The sequence below is a fragment of the Acinetobacter sp. RUH 2624 genome (genome assembly GCF_000162375.2).
GTDB lineage: Bacteria > Pseudomonadota > Gammaproteobacteria > Pseudomonadales > Moraxellaceae > Acinetobacter > Acinetobacter nosocomialis.
Window position 1 is genome coordinate 2,201,774 of the sequence record NZ_KI391939.1, and the last position, 19,393, is coordinate 2,221,166.

The 19,393-nt window shown below is 38.7% G+C and carries 17 protein-coding genes and 1 tRNA gene; 5 read left to right on the plus strand and 13 right to left on the minus strand.

Annotated features, from left to right (window positions below; all coding sequences use genetic code 11):
* Position 1: 1 nt before the first annotated feature.
* The 9 genes from HMPREF0014_RS16955 to HMPREF0014_RS16995 all read right to left on the minus strand — a co-directional run bounded on the left by HMPREF0014_RS16955 (position 2) and on the right by HMPREF0014_RS16995 (position 9,722).
* Positions 2 to 2,320, minus strand: coding sequence for a DEAD/DEAH box helicase family protein (locus HMPREF0014_RS16955; RefSeq protein ID WP_006580525.1), 2,319 nt, complete (start codon positions 2,318 to 2,320; stop codon positions 2 to 4).
* A 101-nt stretch (positions 2,321 to 2,421) separates the two neighbouring features.
* Entirely contained in the window at positions 2,422 to 3,318 is an 897-nt protein-coding gene (locus HMPREF0014_RS16960; RefSeq protein WP_020992261.1) for a hypothetical protein, read from the minus strand.
* A 126-nt stretch (positions 3,319 to 3,444) separates the two neighbouring features.
* The gene (locus HMPREF0014_RS16965) at positions 3,445 to 4,596 is read right to left on the minus strand and encodes a lambda-exonuclease family protein (protein WP_020992262.1); all 1,152 of its coding nucleotides are present in this window, start codon (positions 4,594 to 4,596) and stop codon (positions 3,445 to 3,447) included.
* 129 nt (positions 4,597 to 4,725) lie between these two features.
* On the minus strand, positions 4,726 to 5,799 hold the full coding sequence (locus HMPREF0014_RS16970; RefSeq protein WP_020992263.1) for a DUF932 domain-containing protein: 1,074 nt from the start codon (positions 5,797 to 5,799) through the stop codon (positions 4,726 to 4,728).
* Positions 5,800 to 5,938: 139 nt separating this feature from the next.
* On the minus strand, positions 5,939 to 6,238 hold the full coding sequence (locus HMPREF0014_RS16975; protein ID WP_031944332.1) for a hypothetical protein: 300 nt from the start codon (positions 6,236 to 6,238) through the stop codon (positions 5,939 to 5,941).
* A gap of 133 nt (positions 6,239 to 6,371) precedes the next feature.
* Positions 6,372 to 6,746 carry a hypothetical protein gene (locus HMPREF0014_RS16980; RefSeq protein WP_031944333.1) on the minus strand — a complete coding sequence of 125 codons (375 nt, stop codon included), beginning with the start codon at positions 6,744 to 6,746 and terminating at the stop codon, positions 6,372 to 6,374.
* Between the two features lie 131 nt (positions 6,747 to 6,877).
* Positions 6,878 to 8,011, minus strand: coding sequence for a hypothetical protein (locus tag HMPREF0014_RS16985; protein WP_020992266.1), 1,134 nt, complete (start codon positions 8,009 to 8,011; stop codon positions 6,878 to 6,880).
* Between the two features lie 216 nt (positions 8,012 to 8,227).
* Entirely contained in the window at positions 8,228 to 8,542 is a 315-nt protein-coding gene (locus HMPREF0014_RS16990) for a hypothetical protein (protein WP_227501428.1), read from the minus strand.
* A gap of 55 nt (positions 8,543 to 8,597) precedes the next feature.
* Positions 8,598 to 9,722 carry a hypothetical protein gene (locus tag HMPREF0014_RS16995; RefSeq protein ID WP_006580517.1) on the minus strand — a complete coding sequence of 375 codons (1,125 nt, stop codon included), beginning with the start codon at positions 9,720 to 9,722 and terminating at the stop codon, positions 8,598 to 8,600.
* Positions 9,723 to 10,757: 1,035 nt separating this feature from the next.
* Here HMPREF0014_RS16995 and HMPREF0014_RS17000 point away from each other — a divergent pair.
* The 4 genes from HMPREF0014_RS17000 to HMPREF0014_RS17010 all read left to right on the plus strand — a co-directional run bounded on the left by HMPREF0014_RS17000 (position 10,758) and on the right by HMPREF0014_RS17010 (position 14,938).
* Positions 10,758 to 11,906, plus strand: coding sequence for a hypothetical protein (locus HMPREF0014_RS17000; RefSeq protein WP_006580516.1), 1,149 nt, complete (start codon positions 10,758 to 10,760; stop codon positions 11,904 to 11,906).
* A gap of 121 nt (positions 11,907 to 12,027) precedes the next feature.
* Positions 12,028 to 12,261 carry an AlpA family phage regulatory protein gene (locus tag HMPREF0014_RS25545; protein WP_020992268.1) on the plus strand — a complete coding sequence of 78 codons (234 nt, stop codon included), beginning with the start codon at positions 12,028 to 12,030 and terminating at the stop codon, positions 12,259 to 12,261.
* A gap of 470 nt (positions 12,262 to 12,731) precedes the next feature.
* Positions 12,732 to 13,853 (plus strand): inovirus-type Gp2 protein, encoded by a 1,122-nt coding sequence (locus HMPREF0014_RS17005; RefSeq protein ID WP_020992269.1) that lies wholly within the window; start codon positions 12,732 to 12,734, stop codon positions 13,851 to 13,853.
* Positions 13,850 to 14,938: a hypothetical protein gene (locus HMPREF0014_RS17010; protein WP_006580513.1), complete on the plus strand. Its 1,089-nt coding sequence runs from the start codon at positions 13,850 to 13,852 to the stop codon at positions 14,936 to 14,938. The genes HMPREF0014_RS17005 and HMPREF0014_RS17010 overlap by 4 nt, the downstream gene beginning before the upstream one ends.
* A gap of 299 nt (positions 14,939 to 15,237) precedes the next feature.
* Here the strand turns inward: HMPREF0014_RS17010 and HMPREF0014_RS17015 are convergent.
* Together HMPREF0014_RS17015 and greB are read right to left on the minus strand one after the other, a co-directional pair.
* Positions 15,238 to 15,327: transfer RNA gene (locus HMPREF0014_RS17015), tRNA-Ser, on the minus strand.
* A gap of 89 nt (positions 15,328 to 15,416) precedes the next feature.
* Entirely contained in the window at positions 15,417 to 15,911 is a 495-nt protein-coding gene (greB, locus tag HMPREF0014_RS17020) for a transcription elongation factor GreB (RefSeq protein ID WP_002048569.1), read from the minus strand.
* Between the two features lie 372 nt (positions 15,912 to 16,283).
* Between greB and HMPREF0014_RS17025 the strand changes: the two genes are divergently transcribed.
* Positions 16,284 to 17,396, plus strand: a complete 1,113-nt coding sequence (locus HMPREF0014_RS17025; RefSeq protein ID WP_004707379.1) for a transglycosylase SLT domain-containing protein — start codon at positions 16,284 to 16,286, stop codon at positions 17,394 to 17,396.
* A gap of 91 nt (positions 17,397 to 17,487) precedes the next feature.
* On the opposite strand, the gene HMPREF0014_RS17030 is transcribed toward HMPREF0014_RS17025, so the two are convergent.
* Positions 17,488 to 17,871, minus strand: a complete 384-nt coding sequence (locus HMPREF0014_RS17030; RefSeq protein WP_001110719.1) for an SCP2 sterol-binding domain-containing protein — start codon at positions 17,869 to 17,871, stop codon at positions 17,488 to 17,490.
* 208 nt (positions 17,872 to 18,079) lie between these two features.
* On the minus strand, positions 18,080 to 18,985 hold the full coding sequence (ttcA, locus tag HMPREF0014_RS17035; protein ID WP_002048552.1) for a tRNA 2-thiocytidine(32) synthetase TtcA: 906 nt from the start codon (positions 18,983 to 18,985) through the stop codon (positions 18,080 to 18,082).
* Positions 18,986 to 19,393 lie beyond the last annotated feature (408 nt).

The following is a 19,393-nucleotide window of genomic DNA, read 5'->3' on the forward strand; positions in this document are numbered from 1 at the left end:
TTCAATTCACGTGATAAAGCTGATGTTGTAATTGTTTAAAAGCTGTCAAGAGATAGGCAGGTTTACCACCAAAAACCATAGAAGCATCTTTTATAGTGCCAAGACCAGACAACTCAATCAGGACTGGTAAACGTTCACGCGCCAATTCTGTAGCACCAGTTTGTTCATAGCGGTTTAAAACAAAATGTAGGAATTGCTTAGCCTTGTCTTGTTCATATTTATCAAAGAAAGTACTACTCATCCGTACAGCATCTGCTCTAGACTTTCGGGTAGCCATAGGTTGTTCAAATGCTAAAAATGCCAATAAATCGAATATATCGCACTCATTAGCATCAAACAGACGACGTAAAGTTGATAGCTGTTCTTTATCAAAACCAACCTGTACCAGTTTGACCAACAACTGTTCTCGCGAGTCTGGGTCAGACCAAATGTCTCTGAGTTCATCAACACTTTTGAATAATCCGGGTAGTTGTTGGATTAATTTTTCAACAAACTCCTGAATGGTTAGTGGTTTGCCATTTTCATCGATATAACGGATTTCCACATCGATTACCTTCAGTTCCCGATGTTTTCCTAGCTTAACTTTTAAACGAGGTTTAGGCTCATCTGATCCAGTTCCCCCTCCCTCATTTCCTCCTGGCTGTTCTGAAACATATGGTTCTGGTGTTATTTCACCACTACTATCTTTAGGTCGTGGTGTTTCAGGTTCACCATCCCAGTCCTCATCATAGAACTTATTCGTTGCTCCCCGAAAATCAATAATAGTAAAGTAGTCCTTTCCATCAAAAACGCGTGTACCACGACCGACAATTTGTTTAAATTCCACCATTGAACCAACAGTTCTATCAAGCACAACATTGCGAACATTCCGAGCATCAACTCCTGTTGTTAGCATTTGAGATGAAGTGATAATGGTTGGAATGTCTTTGTCGTTATCTTGGAATTTTTCTAGTAGTTCACGCCCAATTTTGCCTTCATCACTGGTCACCCGTACACAGTAATGTGGGTCTCGTATGGCTTTATACTTGTTAATCATGTCACGCATAGTCAATGCATGATTTTGGTTTTCACAGAAGACTATAGTTTTTTCAAGCGGGTTGATATTATCTAAAATGGTTTTCGCAACTAACTCCGTACGTTCATCAACGATGATCTTACGGTCATAATCTGCTACCTGATATAGATCCTGACCAGCCTCACCTTCAATGATTACATCATCATTAGTTAAGACTAGCTCATCTAAATTAGTTCTAACGCGTTTAACACGATATGGTGTTAAGAAACCATCATTAATACCTTCTTTCAATGAATAAACATAAGCAGGTTTACCAAAATATTCATATGTATCTATATTGTCTGTGCGTTTTGGAGTAGCCGTTAATCCCAAATGGACGGCACTATTAAAATGATCAAGAATGGCTCGCCAAGAACCTGCTTCATTAGCAGCACCGCGATGACATTCATCAATCATCACTAAATCAAAGAAATTCTTAGGATAAGCTTTGTAGTACCCATCAATATTTTCCCTTTCAGCAATCGCCTGATAGATTGCGAAAAAAATATGTGCATTTGTTGGAACCACACCATTACGCTTACGAACCTCATCTCCATTAATTTTGATCAAGTCCTTTTCATATGGATTAAAGGTATTAATGGCCTGGTCAGCTAGAATGTTTCGATCTGCTAAAAAAAGAATGCGAGGTCGTCGTAAACCTAGATTATTGCTGTTCCATCGAGCTTGAAATAACTTATGCACTATTTGGAAAGCAATAAAAGTCTTACCAGTACCTGTAGCTAGAGTAAGTAAAATTCGAGATTTACCTTGGCCTATTGCATCAGTAGCAGCATTTACTGCTAGTTCTTGATAATAACGAGGTTGCATCGCTCCTTCCAATAAAAAAGGGATACGCCTTAACTCTTGACCAATATCGGATGAAACATCATCATAACGTCGGCTTAACTCAAAAGGAGTTGGGTACTGATTTATGTAATCACCCCGTCCTGTTTCTAAGTCCAACTCATAAGTTTGCTTACCATTACTTGAATAAACAAATCTCACATTAAGCTTTTTCGCATACTCAATAGCTTGCTGTAATCCCTTAGTTGGATGTTCTGATTCTTTTTTTGCTTCAATAATGGCTAAATAACGATTATCTTTATACAAAAGATAATCGACAAAACAACGCTTGCCACGAGTACCGCCTGTTAATTTACGACCATCTGTAAAATAATGCTCACGAATAATGTTTCCTGCTTGCCAAGATGCCTTCACAAGTGCAGGATCTATATAGTTCGCTCTAGTATCTGCCTCTGATCTCATTATCTTTTATACAATTATTTGATTTATTAAATAATATTACACAAAAAAAATTGACTAACAAGCAAAAAAGAGAATCCTAAAAACTGGATTCTCTTATACACTCAATTCACCACCCTCACACTTTTCGCCAATCCGTTCTGTAATGACACTATGTCCTGATGCAATGACTCGGTTTCAGTACTGGGTTGTTGCCCTTCCTCGCTATAAAACTCCTCAACAATATCCAAGCCCTCTACTCCATCTATCTCAAAGCTGGCATTTCCATAACCTTGTCGTGCTACATTATCTAATGCCTCCTGATAAAACCCTGCTGCCTTGCTTTGTTCATTGATCTGCTTGGCATTGATAATCGCTTCCTGCAAATGAATCCCATCACGTAAAGTTAAATCCACGTAATAAATCGGAGTACGATAGCTTTGTGTCGTGCTCTTACCTCTTAAGGTCAGTTGCAATGGTAGACATGAAAGTAAGTCACTCGATGCAGCATGGTAATAACGAAGCCGTGCGGCTAAGGTTCGGATACTATTAAAACCTGTGGTTCTAAAGATGAATGTGCCCAACTCGTCCGACTCATCTAAATTCACATACAGTCTGCCGTAGGGTTTGCACAGTCCACCTTGTGCCAACGGACATAAATCAGGCGATGGACATAGGTATTGTTCTATGCCGTTTTGCCCAAGCCTTTGACAAGTTTCACCATTGCCTGAACAGATTAAGCGTCCAGTTTGTCGATCAAACAGACTGTACTCTGCCCGTAGGTTTAACTCAGGATCGTTAAAGATCATACGGACTGGAATGCTCCTAAGTTTTTGATTGGGTGCTTTAGCTCGTAGTTGTTCATCCAGTGGATGCTTAATCCACCCATCTTTTCCTTGGATTTGGCTGGTAATGGTAAATTGATCATCTTTTTCAGGGACACGTTTACCATTCTTTTCGACAATCTTGCCGATACTGATACGACCCAGTACGGGTGGTGTAATTGCTAAACCTTTAATCATGGTGATGTCCTCTATATAGATGTATAAATAAAAATTGGACATAAAAAAATCCCACACCTGTTGGGGTATGGGATCGGATGGTTTTGGGTTGGTTGTGTTAGGTAATAAATGTGGATAAAGAATGAGTTATCCACCATTCGGATAAATCTGAAAACGCCGTGTACCTACTTTGGTTTGTGGGAACTGCTGTAGATATTCAGGGTATTGTTTCAATAAAGCTTTACTGTCCAAGCTGATTGAGTCTTGTGATTTCTTCCATGTCACTGAACCACCTGTAAACACAGCTCGTTCTGCATCTTTCATCAGCATTTGTAGTTGATGTTTCAACTCATCAAAATACTGTTGGTGTTGTTCAACTTTGTGCCGCTCCTCAAGTAATTGATTAAATAAGTAATTCGCTTGTTCATTTTGGCTAAGGTCTTCTACGGTTAAAGGGATCTGCTCTGGATAAAGTTGTTGCAATGCTTTGGCTGCGGAATCAGAAGCATCGACACTCGGTGGAATACCTGATTCAACACATTGCCAGAAGTGGCGTTCCGCATTGATGATGTGCTGGATCACCGTTTCATTACGAGTCACTTTAAAGATTTTGGTTTCATGTCCACAGATCAGCGCACAAATATGTGCCGCTTGTTTGCCTGTCACCGCCAATTGGTGCTGTACTTGGCACAGTACATACAGTGGTACGCCATCCCGCCAAAGCTTTGCACCATATTCTCCTACGGTTTTACACTCTAGAATCTGCACTTCATCGCTACCGACCACGGCATAATCCAAATTCGCCAACATAAAGTGTTTATCTTCATCAGGATGTTGTAGCACGGCATTAACTCGACGGACTTTATGGTTGGTATGCATGCTGTAGTATTCAGCCACCAATGGTTCGAGCTGTTTACCCCAATAAAGTGGTGCATAGCCTGCGCTTTCATCTTCAATATTTTGTTGCATACGTCCTGTCTTGATCATCCAGAGTTCGAGCATAGACATATAGGGATTGAGTCCACAGGCTGTTGCAGCATCACTGCTGCCAATCCCTTGCTTTCTGACTTCAAGCCATTGCTGGTAATTGAGTTGCTTGGTGTTAGCTAAGCGTTTAGCAACAGGTGTTCTGCTTTTACGTGGCTGTTTATTTTGAGCTGGATTGGATGAATGACGTTTGCTTCGAGTGCCTACCTCGACCTGTTGAGTTGGTGGGTTTTGGTTTGGATTAAGCTGAGGTACATAAGGCAATAAGGGTGGATGATTTAAACTGTTCTGAATATGGGTATGACTCTGCATGGTGTATTGATCCTATCGTTATGAAATATGTAAAAGCTGAATTTCAGGCATAAAAAAAGCCACATCTGAGGAATGTGGCGAAGGGTGTTATTGCTTAGGCTAATATAGCTTGCTTAACTGAAACTGAATTTATGCCATCATTCTGAGCGCTTGTTCTAAGCCACGTTGTTTAATCGCAGCCCCTGCTCCGAACCATGCTGAATCGAGTCGATGATCGGTGCTCATGGCACGTCTTTCGTGATCGACGAATTCCGTGATTGAGCATAACAAACCATAGGCCGTGTCTTTGGCTGAACTGAGTTCTGCGCCACGACCATGCCCGTTAAACATGGTCATCACTTTTGACATCGCACGTCCATTCGGTTCGGTTTTATTGTCGGATTTACTAATGCTCGATGTTACAGGAATAGTTGCTTTGGGTAGTGCTGCATTGCGGTAGTATTGAATGATACTGTCTTCTTGATCCGCCACACTGAGATTGCTGTTATTAAACACTGCATCAAAGTAAGCGGCTGCTTCTTGTTGCGTGACTTTACGTTGACTGAGTTGCTTCATTTCATACATGTGTTCATCCCATGCTCGGACTGAAATGCCCAACTGTTGTTTGACTTTATCCGCATCGAAACGAGTACTGTGCGGGACTTTGACCACACCTGTGTTGTTCGATCCAGCGTTTTGTGCTTTGAGTGCAATGGCTAAGGTGTTGTTACAGACCACACGAATAGAGGTGAATTGTGCGGTAGTCGCCAAGGTACCATCACACGCCGTCGCTAAAAGAATGTAGCCATTGCTGACATCTTTACCTTTCAGTGCTGAGGTCTGTCCAGTTTTGGCTAATGCCCAGAACTTCTTCCCACCTTTCAGTACCCCCGCAGTTTCCAGCTCAAAGCCTGATTGTTCAGTCAGATCACGATAGAACTCTAGAATGTCTTTGGGTTGTACTTCCTGAAAGCGCTGACTCACCACAGATAAAGGTGCATGGGTATCAGAACGATATAGCACTCGTTGTTCTTCAAAGGGTAAGATGATGTTTTGTCCGCGTTGATTTTTCGCCATGTAACTGACATCTGAGGATTCAATACGCCAATCCATACCTGCCTGTTGCGCCCAGACTTCAATGGGTTGATTTGGAGTCAGTTGATTCCCCAAGCCATGCCAAGGGGTTTGACCTGTGAATGCCATTGTTTCAACTAAATGTGCCATGAGCAAAATTCCTCTATAAATATAAAGATGTGATGTTTTAAAACTTAAAATGCAGTGTGCTTAGGGGTGTTAGAGCTAGGATTGTTGCAGCTCGGGTTGTTGCAGCTAGCATTGATACAGAAATGAATGTGGTAATTCTTTAATCAGCCACGGCAAAGCTTTGTCCGCAATGCAAACATTGGTAATGTTGAGCCGCGTGGTAATGTCGATAAAAGTAATGTTGACTGACCAAGATCAATACGCCCCCTGCAACTACGCCAATCAATCCACCGACATAGGGGGGAATGCCCGCACTTCTTGCCAGCTTTATTCCAAGTACAGCCATCGTGAAGGGTGAGAAGTTTTCTAGGATTTTTTCAAAATACTGAGGGCCATGCGCTTGTGTGGCTTTCAAGATCACCTGATCTGAATGGCAATAAGGACAATGTACGGGATTCATCATGAATGTCCTCGTCGTGAGTAAAGTGATGACAAGCATTCTCTGTAGGCATAAAAAAACCATGCCCAACATGGGCATGGTTGTTTGCTTGCTTTTGCGCTATACAGTGATACTCGTCCTAAGTTTTGCCGTGTTATTTAAAGCGATAACTTGCTGCACCTTGATCTGTTTCAATATCAACTTTCACAATCGATTCGTAAGAGCAGTTTAAATATAACTCTAAGGCTTGGCCCATTTGGAAATGTGCTGGTAATTGAATGGGATTACGGTAGCGTGCGGTATATCCACAACGTCCATTATTCACATCCACTTTATTCAGTGTGATTGGATTTGCATCGAGTGAACGGATGGTGAGGATCACATAAGTCCGATCGTATAATCCGCCTGGGCTATATTCCGTATTGAGCGTAACTTCCATGTGTTCAGGATTAAACTCTGTACCACATCCCGATAAGCTCAAAGGAAGTATGAGTAGTACAGGCAATAGGAAAGTCTTCAATTTATTCATCATTATTTTATCCTCTATTTGATAAGGCTTGATTTGTGTTTGGACAGTCGTCAGCGACTCATTGCGTTCGCTTGGTGCTGGTTGTTCAAATAGGTAATATGTATTTGAAATTTCTTTATTTTGATTTTCCGTCAAAGCGACACTAGCAGTGCTTCTAAACAACTGCGTGCTTGATTGATCTGCTGCGCCTGTTGTTCAATCAATTGCCTCACTGCTGGAGGTAATTGTTGGTATTGGTCAGGATGGAAATCAGCCATCTTACGACGGTAGGCAAGCGTGAGGCTTGGTCGATCTAATTGTTCAGGGGTGATATCAAGTAACTCACAGGCAGCGAGTTGTACGGGTGTCAGATGATGGATCGGTATGGAAGATTGATGAGCATGCTGCTTAGCTTGGATATCTGCATATGCAGGATACTTGGCCAGTATGGCGAAAGCTGTTTGTTGCTCAACATTGAATGCTGTACTGATCTGAAAGAAATGGCTGCGTGCTGTTTCAGCGTCAAAGTTTCTTTTATTCATTAACACCAATACTTCTTCGAGCAAAGCAAGGCATAACGAAGGAGGTAGGCTGTGCTGAATCAGTGTGATTTCATCCAAGATATCAAAAAAGTCGAATGGATGATTGTGTTGCATCATTTGTTTGAGAAACTGTTGGTCATTGGGATGAACCAGGTCTCGGTCAAATAATTGTGTCATCAAGGTTCTTGTGGATTGGCTCCACTCTCCTCTCCACCCCATCAATAGGTAAGCATAGAGCTTCATGATGGGTTGTAGATTGGCAATGGTGTCTTGACTTTGAGTCTGCTGCTGATCCTGATGTATAAAGTCTGAGGTATCCGTCTGCGTTTGAGCTTTAGCGAAGGCACAATACTGATTGAGGAAATCTGCCAACAGACGTATCCCTGCTTTTTCAGGTTGGGCCAAGCTGACTTTGACTGTAACATTGATCACCAGGTGTTTGCTGAGCAGTCCCATCGAATAGCCAACCGAGCTAATCGATTTCAAGGGATAAGCATTGGCACTGGCAAAGGCTTCTTTGTAGTAGATGCCTTGATCGGTTAAGCACAAGCCATTTTTTCCCTGTCCAAAGACGGTTTCATCGACTAAGACCAAGACTTCTTCTGCTTGGGTTTGTGCAGGTAAATAACTCATCGCACCCAGAATCTTATTCATGGGAATCTGTGGAGCGACATAAATGTTTGGGTCAGCTTGTAGTAAAGCCAACTGAGCAAACTGTTGTTTAAACTGATTAAAGTCCATCATCGATTTTTCACTCTTGTTCCCATGAAGGCCTGATCAAAATATAAATTTCAGTAATTGAAACGGCCACATGATGGCGCGTCCAAAAAGGTAGGCTGCGATTGGTCCACTGTCTTCAATCCGCCAAAGCAGATAAAACCAATACAGCACCGCAATACTGAGATAAGAGATCACTATTTCTTTATTCATGTTTTTTTCTTCGCTTTATCTTTGTTTTAACTATTCATTCGGCGCGATCAGTTGCCAACCAATATCTGAGTCGAAGGGTCGTAGATAGACGGTTTGCTCTTGGATAAACGATTGCTTGTATTCATCGTCAAAGCGTTCAACATGCACTTGGCAACTGTAGAGGTCATATTTGGAACTAGTGCCTGTCTGCCCTGCAAATAAATTACCGACTTGGCATTGTTGTAACTTGATCTGTATCACCGACTGATCTTGGGCATGCAATAACTGAAGTATGGCATTTGCTTTAGGAATTTCCCGCGCTGCATCTTGTACTCCACAACCCGTTAAACTCCCCAGCAATAACAAGCTGCTGACGACTCCAGTGCTGATACGAGTCTTGAGTTGAAATGGTTTGAACATTTTATAGTGCTCCCTCAGTTTCACTCGATGCAGCCTCTAAACTCAGTTGAGTGAGCTCTTCTTCTGTTGGTGGTCTAGATTCCAAGATGGGTTCTGGGGCTTGTTGCTCAGGGTCTCGGTAGTTTTTTAGGCCAAATTGAAACAGTAGTTTTTGTTGAAGTGGATATGGCTGTTTGGAATTGAGACTTTGATTAGATTCATCTGCAATTAATGGACGGGTGCTTAAATACAGTTGTGAAGGATTAATCGTAGCTAAGCGTAGGTAGCGGTCATCGTTGTTGTTGTGTTGATAGAGGATGACTTGATCGATGCGGAGTTGTCCTTGTTGCACACTGAAGATAAAACCTAGATAGTTTCGTTTATCTCGTTCATCTCTCAAATTGCCGAGTATGATTTCGGCATCCTTCACTGAGGCACTAAAGATCAGATTTAAGGTCGAGACCACTGAGGAATAATAATCCGCTGTGGTGGTAGATGAGGCTTGGATGTGCATCACTTGACGATCTACATCATATTGCGCTGAATCTTCCGCTGTGGGACTCAGTACATTGATTGGGATCGGTGCAGCCAAGTAATTTAAAGCATCTTCGAGTCGCCCTAAGTCGACGTTGACCTGAGCCGTAAGTTTTTTATGTTTAGCATTTTCAGCGTGTAGACGTTGTTGGTACTGCTCCGTAGTTTCAAACTCACCTTTGCCTTGCCCTTCAACAGGAGTTTTAAGAAAACGAGCATGGTTAATCACGAGATCATTCGCACTGGCAAACAGGTCATTGTTTAGAAATTCCTGTAAGGATTGCTGTCCTGGTTTTTCTACTCCCAGCACCAAGATTTGATTTGCTTTGAGTTGCAGTTTGTCTCGGAACTGTTGCAGCGCAGATCGATTACCATCTTGAGCATGCAGATAATCACGGAAACCTGAAACATCAGCTTCGGCTAGTTGTTGTTTTAAAAATGGTTGTATTAATTTGGCCTCGACCAGAACAGGTCGATGTGTTGGTTCAAGTCGTTGGCTGAGTGCTGCATTTTCGTCAGGGCGTAAAACTTCAGTGGAAGTATTTTTATTTCCACAGCCGATCAGTAAAAATGATCCGAGCACACAGACAAACAGAGGATGGAGATCCTTCATTTGTTTACCCCAGATAAAATTATTGTTTTATGTATGCTGCTATTGGTTTAGTGATGACAAAGCCATACACAGCACTGGGGTAGATTCAAATCAAGAAATTCTAAAAATTGTAGACGCATGAGGCGACTCCTATATGCACTTAGAAGTTCTACCGAATCACTGTCAATTGATTATGGTGGTAGAACAAGAAGGGGTTGACAGACTGGGCATATAGAACCAGCACGCGCGAACGCGTCCCCCTCCCGTTCTACCGCAAAGGGGGACGAGAAGGTTTCGCACAAGTATCATACTCAGGAAGAATATGAACCTGATACGCTATACGCACGGTCTGTCAAAACCGACTGGCAATGTAGGCCAGCATCGAAAGGATAGCCCCCACTCCGTCTGCCGTCAAGGGAACTAGATTAATATGCTATTTTAGTCTATTAAAAATTATGCAATTAAAATTGATGCTAAGATGTTTTTTTAGAATTTTTTGTATTCATTAGAAATATTGATACTCATTAAAAATGATTATCGCGTTGATCATTTTGAGTTCAAAGAAAATCAACATGATTATTTTAAAAGCAACGCTTCTTTCCGAATGAAAAAATTTTATAAAGATTAGAAAAGTGCATCAATACAATTTTTTTATTTTCTCAGTTATATTCTTTTAGATTGCTCATCTTTTTTTTGAATCACTCACTATCTAGTTCTCCCTAAATCAACTCGATAAATTCCTTATATTACTAACAAGAAAATAAACTTTCTTTTTCACCTAATTTTATTCAAAAATTATCTTGTTTAAGTTATTCATAATTATTTGAAAAATATCCATCATAAATTCATAAATTTAAGTAAAAAAACACTATAACTTATCAGGGTAAAAATCCTAGGATCTCGACTATAATTTTTAGGATTTTTTTCAACTAATTTTTATCAAATAATTTTCATATAACAAGTGAAAAAAAAACTACCGTAAACTTTTGGCTACATTTAAGTCAGATTTACTTTCTGTTAGTATAACAAAAAAATGCATTAAAAAAGGATAGAAGTATGACTAATAAAAGTGCGGATCTAGATTATGAAATTTTTTTGATCGATCACTTAGAGCGATTTGTTTTTTCCAATTTAAAATCATACCTACACTCCCCTCTACGTACTTTGCATCCCACACTTCTATTAGTTAAGAGTGAAGAAAGATTTAAAAGTATGATTTACTACTTACATTCAATCGATTTATTTAAAGAGTCAGAAATAGAAAAGCAAATCCGTTTATACCCTTACTTAGATCCTGAAACTAATCCAGGTGTTGAACGAGATTCAGTAAGAAAATTGGATTCTGAAATGCTACCCAAGCACTATGATGAAGTATTAACTGCTATTAAAAAGTTTCGCTTTGCAGTTCAAAATCAAGTTGGTATGCATCAAATTTCAGAACTCCGAAAACAAACTTTTCATATTTATGCATTCCATCAAGATACAAAAAATATTGAACTTGTTCCTAATGAAATTAAAACGCATATTGAACAAACCCAACGCTCTGATCTTTCTAAAGAAAATCATAGATTAAAAATAGAAAGCTTTACTAAATATTTAGAAATACTTTACACAGCTTATAGCAATAATCCAAAGCCCTTGTGGAAACTGCTCGGATTTACCGATACCACGTTTCAAACCATACAGAAATTTCACAGACTCTCTAATATTACCAACAAAAATCAAAGACAGCTGAATGAATTAGAACGAATAGCAGATGGTCAGGATGCTCGCTTCGATACCCTAATCGACTATGCATGTAAAAAAGCAAATAATTATTTTAATTGTTCGTTGATACATCATTATGAAGCCAAGGTTCGTAGCCTTGAGGATAAAAACAACATGATTGACCAACTCCTTGGAATAGAACCTTCAGCTTTTAAATCCCCCTATCGTAAGAAAAGACCAAAACGACTTAAGGATTATTTTTATCCACATAATATTGATCAACTTAATAAAATGAAAAAGGACAATAATCGTATAAAGTCAAATTTTAAAACTGAAGCTGAAAGACTAAAAAAACAACATTGCCCAGAATTATCAAAAGTTAAGCAGTCAAAAAATTTGAAAAATACTTCCAATCCTACTGTAGATCACCATAAATTCACTCTTAAACTTTTAGATTCAAATCCAGATTTAAAAATGAGATTAAAAAAATTAATTTAATAAAAAACATAAACTTACAAACTTGTGTCCACGCACATGAAATCATAAATTTTTTGCTTATTTTATAAATTATTCCTTGTTGGCCAACACAGTTTTAATCACTAACACCAAGGAATTCTTTATGAATACGCTTATTGCTAAACATCAATTGATCAGGCTACCTGAACTTGAAAAACTAACTGGGCTTTCACGATCATCAATTTACGACAGGTTGAACCCCAAGTCTAAACGATATGATTCCACGTTCCCCAGAGCGATTAAGTTATCTCACTCTTCTCGTTGGCGTTTGAGTGAGGTGCTGAACTGGATTGAATCAAAAGCAGCATTACGAAATCAGCATGACTTAGTGAGCTAACTGCTCACAAAGCATATGTCAAAAACCCTGCGCTTACCCGCGGAATTGGACATTAGCTTGTCGATGATGTCGTAATGTTGATTAACGGTATTAGTATTATTAAGTTAAATTAAGTTAATAATATCAGAATCTTGATTTATATTAATTTAATACTAACTTGTTAGTTAAAAACAATACCATTTTGTTCATCCATGAATGATCAATACATTAAGGTACATCTTTATATGTACTCAAACGTATCCGATCACTTGATACCACATCATACTGAACCATGTTTAGGACACAGTTTTAAACCGTGTCCATAGACAGAGCTATGTCTCATTTCCGTGATGGTATGTGCCACAACTTAAAGGTGCATTTCCATGATAATACGTCGACCTCACCCTAAATCTAAACTGAAGAAGACTAACCGCAAGTTTATAAGCAAATTACGATCCCTCAGCTATGTAAAAGAAGATCTGGAAACATCAATGTATAGTGATGATTTTCATCGGACAATCTTTATATGCCCACTTGATCGTCACATTGAACCACTTATAAAAAAAGTTGAATTTGTCCTTAAAGTGCTAGAGAGTAAAAGCGAACTCGTTGGAGTATCAGTTCAACAGATGCCTCTACGCAGACTTCATTCACAATTAAATTGTGATGCAGCTATCTATCCCCTACTTAAATGCATGAGTAGTATCATCAATCGTCCCACCCATCCTCAAATTATTGAAGGAATTGAATGTCAAGCATTCAACTATGGGTTGGATCAATTAACCACTGAAGAATTTGAAACCATTCAGACAAATCTGAATGGATTGTTGCCCCTTGATCACAGTACCGTCATTCTTTATGAACAGGCAATCAATCAGTTCATTTCTCACATCCGTTGCTTTATGAATAAGCCCGAAATAAAACGCAAGCTCTACGATCGAGCATCTTCCTGTAATCGAATGAAAGATCAATGTAGTGCCTTAGTGCAATCACTTATCAAACAGCATTCCAAAATATTAGTGATTCGCTTGGATTTCTATCTTATTCATCAATCTAGCACTCTGTTAAAGAAATCACATGTGCTGCAAGAGATCCATTCAAAGCATGATCTTGAATATTTAAAAGGGTGTGTCAAACGATTTCTTCGGATGAAACGTAACCATCCACTTATGAAAGAGATCATCGGTCATATATTCCGTTATGAATATACGCCACAGCGAGGATTCCATATTCATTCATTCTTATTTTTCGATGCGAACAAACACCGTGAAGACATTACGATTGGTCAAGCAATCGCTGAGATCTGGAATGTAAAAATTACGGGTGGGCAAGGTTCAACCAATAACTGCAACTTCAAGAAAGGGTCTTACCGTTATTGTGGAATTGGCATGATTCACTATTCAGATGTAGACAAATTAAAGTACTTATTTAGAACCTTTGAGTACATATGCAAAGCGGATCAATTTTTTGCTTTTTCAAATTTGGAAGGCGCTCGTCGATTTCAACTCAGTCAAGCCCCACAAAAGAAATCAAAGGCTGGTCGTCCACGCAAAGTAAATCAGCAATCAGAAATTGAAACTCAGAACGATAATAATATGGAGCAATCATCATGACTAAGAAATTTATTAAACAGTTAGATGCTCTAGAAACCTTGTCATCACTAGACTTCATCAACCAAACTACTCAAGTTGGTCTATTCATACAGCAACCTGTATACCAACAGATATTGTCAATCAATTACGGTAGGAATCTTGATTACTACTTCAAGGCAGGAATGAAAATTCAGTCTTCAAAAAATATGAGGATATTTACACCGCAACCAACTGATAAGCAATTTCGACCGAACCTGTACTTTACCAAGGCAGGACAAATGATTTTTCCTGTAATCTGCGACTGCGGACAAAATCCTCTTATACTGCGGAAAATCCCCAACATTAAGATTAATCCAATGATTGCTGTATTGGCACAAACAATCTGGGATCATAATCTTCCTTACTTACAAGTGAACGATCATATTCAATATGAATCGATAATCGATCGATTTTTGAGTGATTTTAAAGTCAGGATTACAACGCGAGACTTTCAAACTCAATTCACATCTTGGAATACTAAATTTACGTACTTAAATAATCAATATGATCGTTTTATGGATGTCATTGCATCTGAAACCGATCTCTTTGAGGTTCACTCTCTTGTCATCCAACGCAAAAAAGTGAATGGTTTATATCCTCAATTTGGTGATGAGCATTTCATTGATCAATTAGCTAAGGAAATTCTAATTGACAAAGCAAAGCCAATCATCAAGCGAGTGTGGCAGAATCGAAAGAATAATGATGTGCTAGGTATATTATCGAAACGTGAAATGAATATATTTGGCAGTGAGACTTTACGTCTGATTTTCTTTGTGCAAAAGAAGTCTTCAGATTGGCAAGATTTCAGAGAATCTAACCTGTATACAGATCTACGGCCATTCTTCATTGAAGATGCTGCTGACTATGTTGCTTTAGGAATGATCGCATCAATGAATGCAGGTGTACTTCCCTTATATCAATCTCAAGAGCATAACTATTACGATCTCAATCAGCTTCATGTTGGAGAACGATTGAAAGTGTTAAAAGCTCAAATCGTTGGTTCTGATTTCTGGATTCGAATTGATGACCATAATCCAACAGTTCGTATTGAACATAAATTTTATTAAAAAAATAGTAATACGAGGTTAAACCGGTCCTCAGTTCTCTTTGGAGACTGAGGACTTTTTATATAGTGCAAAAAATATGCGTTTCAGAAAAGTACAAAAAAAATTAAGGAAATTTGAACTTAATTTCTGCTCTATTATTCTTAGATGGAATTGCCAACTGCTAAATTTACTTTTCCAATTCCACCCTTACCAATCCAAAATTATTTAATTTAATCCAACATTTGATGTGGGGTGGGTTGAGGGGTAAATACACAAGTAAAAAATAAGCCCTTGTAAAAACAAGGGCTTATTTAGATATTTGGCGGAAGCGGTGAGATTCGAACTCACGGAGGACTCACACCCTCGTCGGTTTTCAAGACCGGTGCATTAAACCGCTCTGCCACGCTTCCAACGAGCGTTATAATATAAACAAAAATGCAAGTTAGCAAATCTTTTATTTAATTTTTAATTCAAACGCTCAAAATAAAAACAAATCTATTTAAATTTCATCATTTTTAGGCTTTTCATAACGAATTGCATTGATATACCAAAGCTTTTTACCTAAAGGAGTGTGCACTTCAACCTCATCATCGACTTGTTTACTCAAGAGTGCACGTGCCATTGGCGACTCAATCGAGATATGTTGAGGATGATGATCATAAATTTCATCAATCCCTACGATACGTAAAGTTTTTTGTTCACCTTCTTCATTTTCAATTTCGACCCAAGCGCCAAAGTAAACTTTGCCTTCTTGCTCGGGAGCATAATCGACAATTTTTAACTCTTCTAAACGTTTTCCTAAATAGCGTACCCGTCGATCAATTTTTCTAAGCAGCTGCTTATTGTACTGATAATCGGCATTTTCACTGCGGTCGCCAAGACTTGCCGCCCAATTCACTTTCTTTGTGATTTCTGGTCGTTCTTCATGCCAAAGTTGTTTTAATTCAGCAACTAATTTGTCATGTCCTGACCGAGTGATTAAGTTAGATTTCATGATAAAAAACCACTGATGAACAACATACTGCTTACAAGATGTAGCATTTTATACCCTATTTACTCATATCAGAAGTGTATAAATTTTCTTCCTTAATAAATTCATGTTGTTATGTTGATATATCGAATATTTAATTGTTCAAAATTTGACAATCTTTTTTTTGAAGATTATGATGCGCGCATCTTAAATGTTGAGTATTTTTTAACCCAACCAAAAACTTTGTAGATTTTCTACATAGTTTATTTTTTTCATTTCATGTCATTTTGAATGACGTCATGACTGCCCACCCCTTATTGAATTTATCAACTTTTAAAAGTTATGGCAGCTTTTTGTCTGGCTTTTAGGGCATAAATTATCTGTAGCGGAGACAACATGCACAGTAATTCAAGTTCTGGGTCGAGGCTTGGCCTTAGCTCTTTATTTTCTTCTCTCCCATTGAAAGTTCTTGCACTCAGCACTATGTTTTTTCCCTTTCATAGTATTAATGCAGGAAAAACCCTACAGTACAATACTGTAGTTAACACCAACACATTAACCGTAGTTGCTGTAGAAAGCCCAACTACTGTTTTTAAAGAAGATCAATTTTTACATGGCTTCGGTTATGACTTGGCTCGTAACTATGCACAAAGCTTAAATGTAAAGTTGGACTTCAAAATCGTGGCAGATAACGCCACCGCACTCAAGTGGGTCCAGCAAGGTAAAGCAAATCTTGCCATGACGACCGCGAGCTTAAGCTCAATCGAGAACAAAGGTTTAATGTCTTTTTCTGCAAGTTGTGGTGACATCGTAAATTTGCAAAAAAATGGATTAAATCCCGATTTAAGCTGGGTGTTTAAACAAGCAGATGATCCTCTTACACAAACAGCCAGTGGTTTTGTTTGTCAAAGCAAGCAAAATGGTCTGACTCAACAACTGGCTTCATTTTACAACCGTAACGTTGTAAAACCTGAGTCTTGGTCGACGATTCAACGTGATATAAGTACACGTCTACCTATTTACAAAGCCAGCTTTAAACAAAGCGCGGCCAAGTATGATTTAGATTGGCATTTGCTTGCAGCAATGAGCTATCAAGAATCGTATCTTAAGCCAGAGTCTGTTTCACCAACAGGTGTACGCGGGTTAATGATGTTAACCAACAGTACAGCTCGGGCAATGGGTGTAAGTAACCGTAGCGATCCAGCGCAAAGCATCCAGGGCGGTGCGAAATATTATGATCTCATGCTAAGTGAGTATGGTGATATTCCCTACCCAGATCGTAACTGGTATGCCCTTGTGGCCTACAATATGGGTCCGGGAGCAGTCAACCAGATCCAGAAGCGCTTACAAACCCAAGGAAAAGACCCAAACCAATGGGTTAATCTCTATGACTATTTACAACGCAATCAAATGCGAAATGGTCGATACAAACAAGCGGTACAGTATGTGACTCGTATCCGTGCTTATCTTGAGCATATTAAAACGGCTCAAACACGAATCAATATCTAGTTTTATTGTTTTAAAAGTTGATAAATTCATTGTTTGTATCAATAAAAAGCTTACCTCTTGGGGTAAGCTTTTTATATGAATTCTTTTAGAATTAAGCTGTTTGTTCTAATACTTTCTTGAACAAATCTTTTTGTTCTTGGCTTGGTTTAGCTGTTTGTAAAGCCATTAACTGAGACATGTCGCCTTGAACTTTAATTTTACCAGTCATGAATGCTTGCATAGCTGCAGCCATATCAAACTCTAAGAATACTTTACGTAAAGTTTCAGCATCCATGTTTAAAGTTGTTTTGGCATTTGAAGACAAACCTTTTTGGATTTTACCCCCATCTAACGCTAATTCGGTATTTCCAGAAGCATCTGTAACTACTAAATTAATTGCCAAATTCGCAAGAGCTGGTGGCAAATTAAGATCACCTGCTTCAGCAGTTAATTTTTCGACAGTCGCAAACCAATCATCAGTTAAAAATGCAGGCATGATTCTTCCTCAAATTTATTTGTTCAATTTCTCTAGTTAGTTGCCTATCCAGACAACATCATATGAAGCACTTCTGCTTGTGCGTTGTTATAGCATGTAATTTTAAGGTTGGGCTATGACTTTTTGTACGGAACATTCATTTTTTAGTATTTTGATACATTAAAGGCACTTGTTTATAAAGTGCCTTTAATTGACTTACTTAATTGTTTTATTCAGCAGCAAAACTTAAGTTCACGACATCTAAACGTTTTTTAAGTTCTTCAGGGTCTTTAAAGTCGATCTCGCGCTGAGAATCTAGCGCTTCGAAATCAAACAAATCACGGTCTGCTAACTGAGACGGAGACACGTTTTGTAACGCACCAAAAATACTGTGTAAACGTTTCGGATATTGTTTATCCCACTCACGTAACATTTCATTAAGCATGGCACGTTGTAAGTTCTCTTGTGAACCACAAAGGTTACACGGGATAATTGGGAACTTACGTAATTCGGCATATTTGATAATGTCTTTTTCTTCAACATAAGCTAAAGGACGAATCAAAATATTTTTCTTATCCGAAGACAAAAGCTTAGGTGGCATTGCTTTTAAGCTACCGCCATGGAATAAGTTCAAGAAGAAAGTTGCAATGATGTCATCACGGTGATGGCCTAACGCAACTTTAGTGGCACCAATTTCTTGAGCAAAGCCATAAAGCGAACCACGGCGCAAACGTGAACACACTGCACAGTATGTTTTACCTTCAGGTGTTAAACGCTTGGTAATGGTATAAGTGTCTTTTTCCAAAATGTAATATGGAATGTTATTTTCTTCCATATAGCGTGGTAACACATCTTCTGGAAAACCCGGCTGTTTTTGGTCAAGGTTAACCGCAACAATATCAAAGTTGATTGGTGCAATACGTTTGAACTGCAACAAAATGTCGAGCAAGGTATAACTGTCTTTACCACCAGACACACACACCATGACCTTGTCACCATCTTCAATCATGTTGAAGTCACGGATGGCATGTCCAACTTGACGGCGAAGCTTCTTAAGCAAACGATAATAGGCCGAGCTTGTTGGAAGTTCAGGCTTAAAATTAAATCCTTCATTGGACTCAACTGGCGCGTACATAGACGAGATATACCCATAAATAAAAATACCGCGCAATTTTATATGATTCGGACGGGAATCGCATCAAAAGAATAGTTTCAATTCTTGAAGTCGTCATAATGCTCAGGCATGATGCAAAAGCGGTGCTCCATTTTGACCGACGAGTTCATTTTTTGCGCAAAATGCTTACTTTTTGGACTTTTCCACAGTTTTCCACAAAACCTGTGGATAAAATTGTGGATTTCTTAATACTTGACAAACTGTTTTCACCTTCTGTTAAGGGTTTTATTTAAATTGATCATTTTTTAACCAATGATTTTTGCCTTTAATTTTCAAATAGTTAGACAAGTCAATAGAATCATTTTAAAAATTTTTTTTAATTTTTTTTGATGATCATTCGAACAAAACAGCTTGATTTTTTAAAAGAGC

Excerpts from the sequence above, each read along its gene's own strand:
- HMPREF0014_RS16955 (WP_006580525.1), bottom strand. The coding sequence starts at position 2,320 with ATGAGATCAGAGGCAGATACTAGAGCGAACTATATAGATCCTGCACTT.
- HMPREF0014_RS16960 (WP_020992261.1), bottom strand. The coding sequence starts at position 3,318 with ATGATTAAAGGTTTAGCAATTACACCACCCGTACTGGGTCGTATCAGT.
- HMPREF0014_RS16965 (WP_020992262.1), bottom strand. The coding sequence starts at position 4,596 with ATGCAGAGTCATACCCATATTCAGAACAGTTTAAATCATCCACCCTTA.
- HMPREF0014_RS16970 (WP_020992263.1), bottom strand. The coding sequence starts at position 5,799 with ATGGCACATTTAGTTGAAACAATGGCATTCACAGGTCAAACCCCTTGG.
- HMPREF0014_RS16975 (WP_031944332.1), bottom strand. The coding sequence starts at position 6,238 with ATGAATCCCGTACATTGTCCTTATTGCCATTCAGATCAGGTGATCTTG.
- HMPREF0014_RS16980 (WP_031944333.1), bottom strand. The coding sequence starts at position 6,746 with ATGAATAAATTGAAGACTTTCCTATTGCCTGTACTACTCATACTTCCT.
- HMPREF0014_RS16985 (WP_020992266.1), bottom strand. The coding sequence starts at position 8,011 with ATGATGGACTTTAATCAGTTTAAACAACAGTTTGCTCAGTTGGCTTTA.
- HMPREF0014_RS16995 (WP_006580517.1), bottom strand. The coding sequence starts at position 9,722 with ATGAAGGATCTCCATCCTCTGTTTGTCTGTGTGCTCGGATCATTTTTA.
- HMPREF0014_RS17000 (WP_006580516.1), top strand. The coding sequence starts at position 10,758 with ATGACTAATAAAAGTGCGGATCTAGATTATGAAATTTTTTTGATCGAT.
- HMPREF0014_RS25545 (WP_020992268.1), top strand. The coding sequence starts at position 12,028 with ATGAATACGCTTATTGCTAAACATCAATTGATCAGGCTACCTGAACTT.
- HMPREF0014_RS17005 (WP_020992269.1), top strand. The coding sequence starts at position 12,732 with ATGTATAGTGATGATTTTCATCGGACAATCTTTATATGCCCACTTGAT.
- HMPREF0014_RS17010 (WP_006580513.1), top strand. The coding sequence starts at position 13,850 with ATGACTAAGAAATTTATTAAACAGTTAGATGCTCTAGAAACCTTGTCA.
- greB (WP_002048569.1), bottom strand. The coding sequence starts at position 15,911 with ATGAAATCTAACTTAATCACTCGGTCAGGACATGACAAATTAGTTGCT.
- HMPREF0014_RS17025 (WP_004707379.1), top strand. The coding sequence starts at position 16,284 with ATGCACAGTAATTCAAGTTCTGGGTCGAGGCTTGGCCTTAGCTCTTTA.
- HMPREF0014_RS17030 (WP_001110719.1), bottom strand. The coding sequence starts at position 17,871 with ATGCCTGCATTTTTAACTGATGATTGGTTTGCGACTGTCGAAAAATTA.
- ttcA (WP_002048552.1), bottom strand. The coding sequence starts at position 18,985 with ATGTACGCGCCAGTTGAGTCCAATGAAGGATTTAATTTTAAGCCTGAA.